Origin of the sequence: Ochrobactrum sp. A-1, from assembly GCF_022488005.1 — a bacterium.
GTDB lineage: Bacteria > Pseudomonadota > Alphaproteobacteria > Rhizobiales > Rhizobiaceae > Brucella.
In genome coordinates this window covers 548,843-560,834 of record NZ_JAKVQC010000007.1, presented here as the reverse complement: position 1 = coordinate 560,834, position 11,992 = coordinate 548,843, and the positions used below count along the sequence as shown (strand labels likewise).

The window sequence follows — 11,992 nt, the reverse complement described above, 5'->3', positions numbered from 1 at the left end:
TTCGGCTCGCGCATTTTTCATGTCTGACAGGACGAGCATCATGACCTCTGACCACACAATATCAGCGATTGGCTTCTGCACCCCGACGGGTGACGGCAATTTCAGCACGCTTGAGGGCGCAATCCGCAACATCGTCGAACTTGGTTCGGAAGCTGTAGAATTGTCGCTATATGGCGAGGAAATAATCTCGGGCGGTCGTCTCATTCCGCAACGCGTGGATCGTCTTGTCAATATCACCAGACAGTTTGATACGCGCTACAGTGTCCACGGACAGATCGTTTCCAACTTCATGGATCGCGAGCATCTAGAATATCAGAAAGCGGTCGTTCGAGCGATGCTCGAACTTTGCGACCGTGTCGGGGCGGAAATTCTGGTTCATCACTCTGGCCATGCTCCCACGCCAGCGCTTTCTCGTATTCCTGATCTCGATAAGATGGAACGAGATGCGCTCGCTGAAATGGCGGAGCTTGCAAACACCTATGGCGTCCGGATCGCACTGGAGAATATCTTCGCTATGAGCGACGCTGAATATCGGCAGACACCGGCCCAGGTCGCCGAAACGGTTGCCGTGATCAATCATCCGTCCGTATGTGGATTGATCGACTTCAGCCACGCCTATATTGAATGCACACGCTTGGGTCTGGATTGGCGTCCGCAGATTCGCGCTATGGCGCCTGTGACCGGACATCTACATATACACGACAGTTTTGGTCGCCCTTACACGATGAACAAGTTTTATCATGCTGCCGAAGCAACAGCCCTCGGCATTGGCGATCTGCACCTGCCGATCGGATGGGGCGATATTCCGTGGGAAGAAATTTTCGATGAACTGACTTTCTTGCCCGATACGTTCATGATTATGGAAATCGGAGAAGATCGCTTCAGTGCCGAGCAAGCTGATAGTCTTGCACGGGCTCGCAAGCTGGCCGAACGAGTTAACAATCGTTTGAAAGCAGCTTGATCGAAATGAGATAGGCCGCGCAATAAGCGCGGCCTATTCTTTTTGTTCAGGCTTTTACTATTTGCGGATTTCACCAAGCTGCTTTTGTACCGCGTCAATGACATCGTCGCCGATCTGGGACTTGTACTTGGCATAGATCGGCTGGGATTTCTCGAGCATGCGGGCATGCTCTTCCGGCGAGAGTGTGTTTACCTCCAGACCCGCTTCCTTGATCTTCTCGAGCGACTTCTGGTTCAGTTCGCGAATGACCTTGCGTTCAACGTCCCGGCCGACAACTGCACATTCACGCAAGGCAGCTTGTTCTTCCGGTGAATATGTGTCGAAGATCGGCTTGGAATACAGGAACAGAAACGGTGTATAGGCATGTTTCGTTTCTGTGATGTACTTCTGCACTTCGAAGAATTTTGACGTATCGATTGTGACGTAAGGGTTTTCCTGTGCGTCGATAGCTTTTGTTTCCAGCGCCGAGAAAATTTCACCGAAAGCCATTGGCGTCGCGTTGGCACCGAAATTCTGGAATGTGTCGAGGAAGATGTTGTTCTGCATCACGCGGACTTTCATGCCGCTGAAATCTTCCCACTTATTAACTGGATGCTTTGAATTCGAAAGGTTTCGAAAGCCGTTTTCCCAATAAGCAAGATTGACGAGCCCGACAGCAGCAAGCTTTTCGTCCATCATCTTGCCGAAGGGGCCGTCGACGACGGCATCTGCCTCTTCATCGTTGGCAAAGAGAAATGGCAGGTCGAAAACGCCAAGCGCGGGAACGATTCCGACGAGTGGTGATGACGATGTGACGACGCCTTCCTGTACACCGGAACGCAGTGCCTGCGTTGCCTGCAAATCGCCTCCCAATGCTCCACCCCAGAACGCGGTTATCTTCATCTTGCCGCCGGATTTTTCAGCAAGACATTCATTCATGGCCTTGATGCCGTTACCGACAGGATGATCCTCGTTAATGCCGTTCGAAACGCGGATATTGCGATCTTGAAATTCGGCGAATGCAGGTACAGTTAGCGCTCCCGCCATGAGGGCGGTCGTTGCCAGCATAATCAGTTTTTTCATAGAACTCTCCTCCCAGAGTTGATGTTAAACTTAATGAAGCCAGTTCATGGGCACCAGAACAAGATTTGGAAACAGAACCAGCAGGAACAAGACAATGACCTGCGAAATCAGGAACGGATTGACGCCGGCGACCACTTTTCCAAGCGGTACCTTTGATACGCCGCTGACTACATTCAGCACCACGCCAACAGGCGGCGTGATAAGTCCGATACTGTTATTCATGATGAACAAAACACCGAAATAGGCCGGGTCGATACCTGCTTGTTTGACAATCGGCATCAGGACTGGTGTCAGGATCAGGATTGTCGGCGTAAGGTCCAGCGCCGTTCCGACCACGAGCACCAGGATCATGATCGCAAACATCAGCAGTTTGGGGCTGTCAATCAGCGGAGCGATATAGCCGCTGATTTCCGCCGGAATGTTTGCTGCTGTTATCAGCCATGACGAAACCAGCGCCGAGGCAACAAGAAACATAATGACCGAGGTCGTTTTGGCGGCCCGTAGAAAGACGCCGTAAAGATCGACAAATCTGAGTTCGCGATAGATGAACATGCCAACAAAGAGGGCATAGGCTGCGGCTACTACAGCGGCTTCTGTTGGCGTCATGACACCCATTCGAATGCCGCCGAGGATGATGATTGGCATACCGAGCGCCCATAGTGCGCGCGCGGTCGCTTGTAGCCGATCTTTACCGGATTGCTTCGGAAGTACTTTTAGATTGTCTTTTCTGACAACAATCTGCCAGGTGAAGAGAAGGGCAATACCCATCATCAGGCCCGGCACGATGCCTGCCATGAAAAGCTGGGTGATCGATACATTGGCGGCAACACCGAACACGATCATTGCCATGGATGGCGGAATGACCGGTGCGATGATGCCACCGGCTGCCATCAGTCCGGCTGAGCGCGGGATGTTATAGCCTGCTTTCGCCATCATAGGGACGAGGATGGTTGCAAGCGCCGCGGTGTCAGCCGCAGCCGAGCCTGATACGCTGGCCATGATGATGGCCGCAAGAATGGCAACGACCCCGAGGCCGCCGCGAATATGACCGACACAAGCTATGGCGAAATCAATGATGCGGCGGGACAAGCCACCGGAATTCATCAGTTCACCGGCCAGAATGAAGAAAGGGATTGCCAGAAGGGTGAAGGAGTCGACCCCGGCAATCATATTTTGCGCGATGATCTGCGTATTGAACATCCCCATGTACAACATGAGAACGACACCGCAGAACATAAGCGAGAAGGCAATCGGAACACCAATGGCCATAGCGCTGAGGAGCGAGCCGACAAATACCACAAGCGTCATGTCGTCTACTCCATCAGATGGTCGAGCGAATGTTCGCCCGCAAAGGTGGCAATTTCCTCATCGGTCAGACGACCGGTAACGGCACGAAGGAAACGTTCAGCTGCAATGATGAACATTGCGCCGCCGGTAAATAATCCGACGCCGTAGACCCAGATCATCGAGAGCCCGGTGACGGGTGCGACCATGCTGGCGTTGATGTCGAATTGCTTCCATGTGCCCCAGAAGAAAATGCCCGAGCATAACAAGACGATCAGATAGCTGATTGCCATGCATGTAATGCGGCCCTGTCGCCCAAAACGGGCAACCAGTGACTCAATGCCTAGATGGCTGTTCTCTCTAAACGTGAGAACTGCGCCGAGAAATGCTACCCAAACGAAGAAATAACGTGAAAGTTCTTCTGATACGGTCAGTCCGGAATTTGCGGCGTAGCGCAAAATCACGTTGACGAAGACCATGATTGCCATGCCGGCAAGGAGAAAGACGAGAAGTGCACCAAGTATCTTGTAGAAGAAGTCTATGGCTTTCATCATCTGTCCGCCCTCAGACTTTATCGAGCAGATCGCGGGCCTGCAGGTTGTGTACCAAGGCTCTGATGCCGAAAGTCCATTCAGGACATTTGTCGGTCCGGTCGACCCAGTTGACGAGGCGACCGAGCTTGGGAGTTGATATCTCCACACGGTCGCCGACTTCGTGCGTGAAACCTTGTCCGGCTCCGCGACGGTCCTTGACGGGCGCGAACATCGTACCGAGGAACAATACCGCGCCATCCGGATATTGATGATTGCGGTTCATCATCTGCGATGCGAGATTTTCGGGATCTCGGCTAATCGCTTCCATCGGGCTTTCGCCGGTCATCTCTAAGCCGTCAGCTCCATGGACTGTCAGCGACAGCTTCAGCTTACGTAATACATCCATGGTGAATTCGCCATCGAACAGGCGAACGAAGGGACCGATAGCACAGGAAGCATTGTTATCCTTGGCTTTGCCAAGCAGGAGAGCTGAACGTCCTTCGACGTCCCTGAGATTGACATCGTTCCCCAGAGTTGCGCCGACGATGCGTCCGTCTGAAGCGACGACCAGTACGACTTCAGGTTCGGGATTGTTCCATTGTGAAATCGGTAGAATACCAACGGTCGCGCCGCAGCCAACCGCAGACATAGGCTGAGATTTGGTGAAGATTTCCGCATCAGGGCCAATGCCCACCTCAAGATATTGGGACCAGAGCCCCATTTCCTGCAGGAGTGCTTTAACGCCCGCCGCTTTCTCTGACCCCGCCACGACACCCCGCAAATTGTCGCCGATGACGGGGGCGAGACGTTCGCGAATTTCGCGGGCGCGGGAAGGGTCACCTTTTGCCTGTTCTTCGATCACACGTTCAAGCATGCTGTCAGCAAAGGTGACGCCTGCCGCTTTGATGGATTGCAAATCGATAGGAGCAAGTAACTCTCCGCGTTCACCGGAAAGAAAATCGTCCACCGAGCCGAGATTCGGAAAGCTTTCTGTAGCTTTCAATTCGTTTATCAGTGAACTGCGCTCCAGAAGGCCTGAAACTGTAGCGGACAAGCTGGAGAGATCGTACGCATGACCGTTTTTCACCAATACTGGACAGGGGCCGTTTTCGGCGTTTGACCACACACGGCCGATCAAAACCGCTGAATGGCTGTCGTCAGGCAAAATTGTCGTTGCTTTCAATTCAAGCTTGTGTTGCACAGATACCTCCCAATGCATGACCGTTTCCCACAGGTCATATGTTGTCAGGATGTCTGACAACAATAGTTCTATTGTTATTAGCAGTCTGGAGTTGAGTCCAGTCTTCAGTCCGTGCCCATCTCAAGAATTAGATCGATCTGTTTTTCTGCGACTGACCGAGTAGGCTTTGTCCATTTCTGGATTAAGTTCCATACCGAGCCCGGAGCCGGGTGGCACGGTAATCATACCGTTCTTTACTTCGGGCAAAGCCGTGACCAGATCGCGATACCAGGTCTTGTAGAATGCGCGAACGCTTTCTTGAATAAGTGCGTTCGGTGCATTCAGTGACAGGTGCGTCGAAGCACAGAGGACGACTGGCCCGGTACAGTCATGTGGTGCGACCGGTAGATGCCAGGCTTCTGCCATAGCCGCGATCTTACGCGCTTCTGACAGGCCACCGCACCAGCTCAAATCGAGCATGACAACGCCGGCAACACCCGTTTCGAGCAGATCGCGAAACGCCCAGCGGCTTCCTAAAGTCTCCGAGGCACAGATTGGCGCAATGCTTGCTTCCGCATAACGTTTCAGGCTGCCAAGACTGTCCATCTTGATCGGGTCTTCATGCCAGAAGGTCTTGAAAGGCGTGAGTTCACGGGCGATCTGCATAGCGGGCAAGAGCTGCCACATTGAATGGAATTCCACCATAATATCCATGCGGTCACCGACAACCGCACGGATTTTCTCGAAAGGCTGCAATGCGGCCTTCAGATCAGGTTGAGAAATATACTGCCCGCGTGTTTTCTCTGCGGCCATGTCGAACGGCCAGATTTTCATTGCCGTTATGCCTTCGTCCAGCAATGAGAGTGCGAGTTCATCAGCGCGGTGCAGGAAGCCATTAAGATCGTCATAACTGGCACCTGCACCAGCCAGACCATAATTGGCGGATTGCTGGCCGGTTGCCTTCTTGATGTATTCCGTTCCGGCACACGTATTATACGTACGGATGGATTGACGGCTGAAGCCGCCGAGAAGTTGAGCAATCGGGAGGTTGGCAGCCTTGCCATATAGATCCCACAGAGCGATATCGAAGGCAGAGTTACCCCGCACTTCCGCTCCGGTTGAACGGAAACCAAGATATCCCACAAGGTCAGAGGCTAGCAGATCGATCTGCAGCGGATCGCGACCGAGAACGCGCGGCGCAACATATTCGTGCAGATAAGCTTCAACGGTTTCGGACATGAAAAAGGTTTCACCCAGTCCGGTAATTCCTTCGTCCGTATGAACTTCCACCCACAACAGGTTTGGCCGTTCAGCAATGCGAATGGTCTCGATTGCGGTGATCTTCATTGCACCTCCCAAATGCAATTGGATTGCCTGCGTGCTAGCTCTTGTGGCTTTGGTTAAGCTTTTCGAGATGAAGGAGCAGGGCGCTATGATCTTTCTCACCGCCGCCGTCTTCCACAAAAGCGGCGAAGGCTTCGCGTACAGTCTCGGTCAACGGCAAGCTTAACGACAGGTCGCCCGCAGTCTTGAGGATCGAATTGAGGTCTTTTAGCTGAATGCGCGATGTGCCGCCCGGTTCGAAATTACGGTCGATCATCCGCTTGCCGTGCAGTTCGAGAATGCGGCTTTCACAGAAACCGCCGCGGATAGCATCCCGGAATGCAGTGCGCGACCCGCCGCCCTTTTCGACTAAAACCATTGCCTCTGCAATCGCTCCGATGGTAACGGCAACAATCTGCTGATTGGCAAGTTTTGCGAGCTGACCGGCACCTGACGGGCCGACGCGGGTGAGGCGTCCCATTGGTTTGAACACATCGGCTAGGTCGGAGATGATCGTTTCGTCTCCTCCGGCCATGATGGCAAGTGTGCCTTCCTGGGCACCTATCACGCCACCGGAAACTGGGGCATCGATATGATTGACGCCAATTGCTTCCAGACGCTTGGCATGTGCGCGTGCGAACTCTGGTGGAATTGAACTCATGTCAATGACGGCACTGCCTTTTTTCAAGGCGTCAGCAGCTCCTTGGTTGAAAAGAACGTCGCGTACTGCCGGACCATCGGTCAACATCGTGATGACTACATCGGCATTCTTTACCGCTTCGGCGGCGGTTTGAGCGAGTGCGGCACCTTTTTCAGCGAGAGGAGCAGACTTGGCGCTGTTTCGGTTCCAGACTGTTACATCAAAGCCCGCGTCCAGAAGCCGACTGGCCATTGGTGAGCCCATCAGGCCGGTTCCAAGAAAAGCGATCTTGCGTATCAAAGCTTACCTCCCATTTCATCTTCGATGTAAACGCGAATGATCTCATCAAAGGATGTTTCTGCGGTGAAGCCAAGGGCCTGTGCGCGTTTTGCCTCGAAACCAGGCGCCCAGCCTGCAACCATACGCATGATCATTTCATCTGGTTCGCGTCTGATCAAACCGACGGCTTTTTGCCCGGCAACGCGGCGCAAAGCCTCAATTTGTTCGCCTACCGTGGCACTGAGGCCGGGCATGGAAAGATTGCGACGCGCTCCAACCGCTTCCGTATCGATGGTAGCTCCATGGATCAGAAAGCCGACGGCTGAGCGTGGTGAAGCATGCCAATGTCGGACATTTTCTGGAACAGGCAAGACAGCTTCCTGCCCGGACAGTGGTTCGCGCAGGATGTTGGAGAAAAAGCCGGATGCGGCCTTGTTCGGTTTGCCTGGACGTATGCAGATCGTCGGCAGGCGAATGCCGATACCGTCAAAGAAGCCGCGACGGGTGTAGTCTGACAACAAAAGTTCGCTGATTGCCTTCTGCGTACCGTAACTTGTCAACGGGGTCGTGTGAAATTCATCGGGGATCGGGTAGGGGAGAGGGGCGCCAAAAACGGCAATGGACGATGTGAAAACCGCGCGGGGTTTATAGCGATCGGCAATGTGAGCAAGCCTGATTGCATCGAACAGATGCCGGGTGCCGTCCAGATTGATTCGATATCCTTTATCGAAATCGATCTCCGCTTCACCTGACACGATTGCCGCTAGGTGAAAGATGACGTCAGGGCGTCCTGAAACGATCTTCTGAGCGGTTTCCGTGGTGGATATATCTGCGGCCAGAACATCAACCGATCCCGCAAAGCCGATAGGAGGTTCTGCAGCTACGATATCGATAAGGGTAAGCTTTTCAATGGGTTTTCCCCTGATGTGACCATCATTTGAAAGGCGCTGCGTTAGCATGCGCCCGACCATACCCGCCGCGCCGATGATTGCGATATGCATTTGGAAAACTTCCTCCCTGCCTTGCAGCCACCCCTATTCGAAAACCCGGCGTTGGCTGCCATTACGACACTTATCCAGTCTCCCACCAGATTTGTGTTGTAGGGTTGTCTGATAACCTTATATGTAGGCGTTGAAAACAGTTTTCTCCGTCTTGCCACAGGAATGAAACGGAAAAGCCTGTTGCGTTCCCAAAGCTGTCGTACATCCACGGCAGCCGATTGCGCATCAACCGGGTCTATGAACAAGAGGATATTATGTACGGTTTGGGGGACATGACCGGAGACAAGCAGACTGATCTGGTTACCCTTTTGGGTGATGATCTGGTTATGACCGCGCGAAGCGATATGCTCCGCTATTGTCGGGACTGGCCGGGTGATGTGGAGAATATAGCGGTTGCTGTGATCCGCCCGCGCTCGACAGAGGACGTTTCCGCCGTGGTTAAAGCTTGCGCTTCACTGGGATTGTCCATCATTCCGCAGGGCGGAAATACTGGTCTTGTGCAAGGCGGTGTACCGGATGGTCAAGATAATCTTGTTGTTCTAAGCCTTGAGCGGATGAACCGTATTCGAAAGGTTGACCCGGATGATTTTTCAGCGGTTGTTGATGCCGGCTGCATTCTCTCCGAACTGAAAGACAAACTGGCAGCCAAAGGGATGTTTTTTCCATTAGCCCTCGGCGCACAGGGAAGCTGCCGCATCGGGGGAAATGTCAGCACCAATGCCGGCGGCATCAATGTGTTGCGGTACGGCATGACACGCGAGTTGGTCCTGGGGTTGGAGGTCGTCTTGCCTGATGGCACGATATTCAACGGTCTTTCAACGTTGCGGAAAGACAATCGCGGCATTGATCTGAAACAGCTTTTCATCGGTGCTGAAGGCATTATGGGAGTGGTAACCGGCGTCGCAATCAAACTGACGCCTTTGCCGGACAAGGTGGAAATCGCACTGTTGGGACTCAATTCGCTCGCTGACGCTATTGCGCTTTATCGGCGTGCACGCGTGCAGTGCTGTGATCTGATGTCCGCTTTCGAATTCATGCCGCCGGTGGCTTTTACCTTGGCGCAAGAGGCGATGCCGGATCTTGCCATGCCGCTTGGACAATATCCTGCCTACGTCTTGATGGAGATTTCAGGCTCTGGGCTGGTCGATATAGCGTCCTTGATGGAACAGTTTCTTGCCGGCGCAATGGAAGATGGTCTCGTTCTGGATGGAACCATCGCGTCATCTCGTGCGCAAGGTCAAAATCTCTGGATGTTCCGCGAGGCGATGAACGAAGGGCAGGCGTTGCGTGGCAAACACCTCCGCACTGACATATCGGTCCCGCTGTCAAAACTGGCGTCGTTCGTCACTGAAGCTGAAACCGAACTGGCTGAGGTTCTTCCGGATTGTCTTGCTGTTTCTTACGGGCATGTGGGTGACGGTAATGTGCACCTCAACGTTATCCCTGAAAGCGGTCTCGACGTTGCGGCGGTAGACAAGAGGATCAAGCTTGCAAAGGAAACGATCAATGCTGTTCTCGATCGTTATGCTGGCAGCATCAGCGCCGAGCACGGCATCGGTCGCCTGAAGCGGGAAGATTTCGAAAAGCGTATTGACCCCGCACGGCGAAAACTGCTTGAAGGCCTCAAGCTAGTCTTCGATCCGGGCAATATCATGAATCCGGGCTGCCAGCTTTCGCTTGACTCTTCGAGAGGCTGACGACACACCACTTGCACGGGTAATCAGGGAGGCTTTATCATTTTGTTTGGTGAAATCAGGCGTAATGAGCAGCTTCCCGGACGCATCGCTTCCGAAATTACGCGGCAGATCAGTGAAGGTAGCCTTCTGCCGGGACAAAAGCTGCCGACAGAACATAATCTCGCACAAAGCTTCGGTGTCAGTCGCTCAGTTGTACGTGAAGCGATTGCTCAGTTGCGCAATGAAGGCTTGGTTGAAACTCGACAGGGAGTAGGTGCTTTCGTAACGGAGCCCGATAAACGCCATGCCATCCGAATAGAACCTGAAACACTTGCCAATCGCGATAGTTTCCGAAGCCTGTTCCAGTTGCGAATGGCGTTGGAGATAGAAGCTGCAGGGCTCGCCGCAGTGCATCATGACGAACACGACATGATGCAACTTAACGAAGCACTCGCGGAAATGAGCGGTTCGAAAAAATGGACAGATACCGGCATAGCTGCTGATCTCGCATTTCACCGCGCACTCGCTTCTGCAACACATAATGAGTATTTTCCATTGGTTCTCGGTTTCATTGCCGAGAGGATCAATCAGGCAATCAATGCGGCGCGTGCACGAGCAGTGCTTGAGCAAATTGTCGAAATCACAATCGATGAGCACACCGCAATCAGGGATGCCATCCATTCACGTGATCCGTTGCGAGCGCGCGAAGTGATGCGCCACCACATTGTGCAGGCGGCAAGCCGCGTGGGTCTCAAGCTGGAAACTTTCTGATGGCTTCTTCTTTTGAACTTTTCAGTCTGGAGGGGCGCATAGCCCTGATTACCGGTTCCAGCCAGGGCATCGGTTTTGCATTGGCGCGAGGGCTTGCAGAACATGGCGCAACGGTAATCATCAATGGTCGTGATCGGACCAAGGTGGATGCGGCAGTCACGCTATTGGAAAAAGAGGGGCATACGATCTTTGCATCCGCATTTGATGTGACGGATGCCGAAGAAGTTCGCGCGGCCATCGATGGGATTGAAGAGGACGTCGGGGCGCTCGATATTCTGGTCAATAATGCCGGGATGCAGTATCGCGCCCCGCTCGAAGATTATCCGATCGAGAAATGGCAACAGCTTCTGGAAACCAATATTTCCAGCGCTTTTTATGCCGGACAGGCCGCAGCACGCCATATGATCGCGCGAGGACGTGGCAAGATAATCAACATTGCTTCGGTTCAAAGTGAACTAGCGCGGCCTTCCATCGCGCCCTATACAGCGACAAAAGGGGCAATCCGTAACCTGACACGCGGCATGGCCACTGATTGGGCCCGATATGGTTTGCAGATCAATGCGATTGCTCCCGGCTATTTCAAGACGCCACTGAATCAGGCATTGGTTGATAATCCCGAATTTACGGCATGGCTGGAAAAAAGAACGCCGGCGGGCCGTTGGGGCGATGTGGAAGAGTTGGTCGGCGCTGCGGTATTCCTGAGCGGCGATGCCTCCTCTTTCGTAAATGGACAGGTTCTGCACGTCGATGGCGGCATGACCGCTAGTGTATGAGGAACTGATGCTGCGTATTATCGTTATGGGTGTTTCGGGTTCCGGAAAATCGACCGTGGGTGAGAAGATTGCCGACGCGCTGGCTCTCCCGTTTCTTGAAGGCGATTCCCTGCATCCAAAGTCCAATGTCGATAAGATGTCAGCGGGCATACCTTTGCAGGATGAGGATCGCTGGCCCTGGCTCGACAAAATCGGTGAACGTCTAGCGGCCTCAACCGATGGAATTGTCATTTCTTGCTCCGCACTAAAGAAGAGCTATCGTGATCGTCTTCGCTCTGCGGCAGGAGCGCCGGTGCTGTTTGTCTTTCTGGACGGCAGTTTTGAAGTATTGCACGAGCACATGGGACACCGCACCGGCCATTTTATGCCGGTGACAATGCTGGAAAGCCAGATCGCTACGCTCGAAAGCCCAGTTGGGGAACCGCTAGTGTTCCGCGCAGATATTGCCGAAACCGTGGAAAAGATTGTTTCCGACAGTCTCGAATGGATACGCTCAGTTCAGCCCTAGA

The 11,992-nt window shown here is 53.3% G+C and carries 12 protein-coding genes; 5 read left to right on the top strand and 7 right to left on the bottom strand.

What is annotated here, in order from left to right; translation table 11 throughout:
* The first annotated feature begins 40 nt into the window (after positions 1-40).
* Complete coding sequence (locus MKS82_RS20590; protein WP_109986643.1) at positions 41-961, top strand: sugar phosphate isomerase/epimerase family protein; 921 nt, start codon at positions 41-43, stop codon at positions 959-961.
* Positions 962-1,018: 57 nt separating this feature from the next.
* Here MKS82_RS20590 and MKS82_RS20585 read toward each other — a convergent pair whose 3' ends face one another.
* From MKS82_RS20585 to denD, 7 genes are all read right to left on the bottom strand, one after another.
* The gene (locus MKS82_RS20585; protein ID WP_109986501.1) at positions 1,019-2,023 is read right to left on the bottom strand and encodes a TRAP transporter substrate-binding protein; all 1,005 of its coding nucleotides are present in this window, start codon (positions 2,021-2,023) and stop codon (positions 1,019-1,021) included.
* Between the two features lie 30 nt (positions 2,024-2,053).
* Complete coding sequence (locus tag MKS82_RS20580) at positions 2,054-3,331, bottom strand: TRAP transporter large permease (protein WP_109986502.1); 1,278 nt, start codon at positions 3,329-3,331, stop codon at positions 2,054-2,056.
* A gap of 5 nt (positions 3,332-3,336) precedes the next feature.
* Positions 3,337-3,861, bottom strand: a complete 525-nt coding sequence (locus MKS82_RS20575) for a TRAP transporter small permease (protein ID WP_109986503.1) — start codon at positions 3,859-3,861, stop codon at positions 3,337-3,339.
* Between the two features lie 10 nt (positions 3,862-3,871).
* Complete coding sequence (locus MKS82_RS20570) at positions 3,872-5,059, bottom strand: fumarylacetoacetate hydrolase family protein (protein WP_181394236.1); 1,188 nt, start codon at positions 5,057-5,059, stop codon at positions 3,872-3,874.
* A 102-nt stretch (positions 5,060-5,161) separates the two neighbouring features.
* Positions 5,162-6,367: a mandelate racemase/muconate lactonizing enzyme family protein gene (locus MKS82_RS20565; RefSeq protein ID WP_109986504.1), complete on the bottom strand. Its 1,206-nt coding sequence runs from the start codon at positions 6,365-6,367 to the stop codon at positions 5,162-5,164.
* A gap of 34 nt (positions 6,368-6,401) precedes the next feature.
* Positions 6,402-7,283: an NAD(P)-dependent oxidoreductase gene (locus MKS82_RS20560; RefSeq protein ID WP_109986505.1), complete on the bottom strand. Its 882-nt coding sequence runs from the start codon at positions 7,281-7,283 to the stop codon at positions 6,402-6,404.
* Entirely contained in the window at positions 7,280-8,263 is a 984-nt protein-coding gene (denD, locus tag MKS82_RS20555) for a D-erythronate dehydrogenase (protein ID WP_109986506.1), read from the bottom strand. Before denD ends, MKS82_RS20560 begins: the two co-directional genes overlap by 4 nt.
* Before the next feature lie 254 nt (positions 8,264-8,517).
* On the opposite strand from denD, the gene MKS82_RS20550 reads away from it, so the two are divergent.
* Genes MKS82_RS20550 through MKS82_RS20535 form a run of 4 tightly spaced genes read left to right on the top strand, consistent with a single transcriptional unit; the run spans position 8,518 to position 11,991 of the window.
* Complete coding sequence (locus MKS82_RS20550; RefSeq protein WP_109986507.1) at positions 8,518-9,960, top strand: FAD-binding oxidoreductase; 1,443 nt, start codon at positions 8,518-8,520, stop codon at positions 9,958-9,960.
* Between the two features lie 42 nt (positions 9,961-10,002).
* The gene (locus MKS82_RS20545; protein ID WP_109986508.1) at positions 10,003-10,710 is read left to right on the top strand and encodes a FadR/GntR family transcriptional regulator; all 708 of its coding nucleotides are present in this window, start codon (positions 10,003-10,005) and stop codon (positions 10,708-10,710) included.
* Positions 10,710-11,483 (top strand): SDR family oxidoreductase, encoded by a 774-nt coding sequence (locus MKS82_RS20540; RefSeq protein WP_109986509.1) that lies wholly within the window; start codon positions 10,710-10,712, stop codon positions 11,481-11,483. The genes MKS82_RS20545 and MKS82_RS20540 overlap by 1 nt, the downstream gene beginning before the upstream one ends.
* A gap of 7 nt (positions 11,484-11,490) precedes the next feature.
* Positions 11,491-11,991, top strand: a complete 501-nt coding sequence (locus MKS82_RS20535) for a gluconokinase (RefSeq protein ID WP_109986510.1) — start codon at positions 11,491-11,493, stop codon at positions 11,989-11,991.
* The last annotated feature ends 1 nt before the right edge of the window (position 11,992 follow it).

Bases quoted from the DNA above. Each gene is read 5' to 3' on its own strand.
- MKS82_RS20585 (WP_109986501.1), bottom strand. From the start codon at position 2,023: ATGAAAAAACTGATTATGCTGGCAACGACCGCCCTCATGGCGGGAGCG.
- MKS82_RS20575 (WP_109986503.1), bottom strand. From the start codon at position 3,861: ATGATGAAAGCCATAGACTTCTTCTACAAGATACTTGGTGCACTTCTC.
- denD (WP_109986506.1), bottom strand. From the start codon at position 8,263: ATGCATATCGCAATCATCGGCGCGGCGGGTATGGTCGGGCGCATGCTA.
- MKS82_RS20540 (WP_109986509.1), top strand. From the start codon at position 10,710: ATGGCTTCTTCTTTTGAACTTTTCAGTCTGGAGGGGCGCATAGCCCTG.
- MKS82_RS20565 (WP_109986504.1), bottom strand. From the start codon at position 6,367: ATGAAGATCACCGCAATCGAGACCATTCGCATTGCTGAACGGCCAAAC.
- MKS82_RS20535 (WP_109986510.1), top strand. From the start codon at position 11,491: ATGCTGCGTATTATCGTTATGGGTGTTTCGGGTTCCGGAAAATCGACC.
- MKS82_RS20550 (WP_109986507.1), top strand. From the start codon at position 8,518: ATGTACGGTTTGGGGGACATGACCGGAGACAAGCAGACTGATCTGGTT.
- MKS82_RS20580 (WP_109986502.1), bottom strand. From the start codon at position 3,331: ATGACGCTTGTGGTATTTGTCGGCTCGCTCCTCAGCGCTATGGCCATT.
- MKS82_RS20570 (WP_181394236.1), bottom strand. From the start codon at position 5,059: ATGCATTGGGAGGTATCTGTGCAACACAAGCTTGAATTGAAAGCAACG.
- MKS82_RS20590 (WP_109986643.1), top strand. From the start codon at position 41: ATGACCTCTGACCACACAATATCAGCGATTGGCTTCTGCACCCCGACG.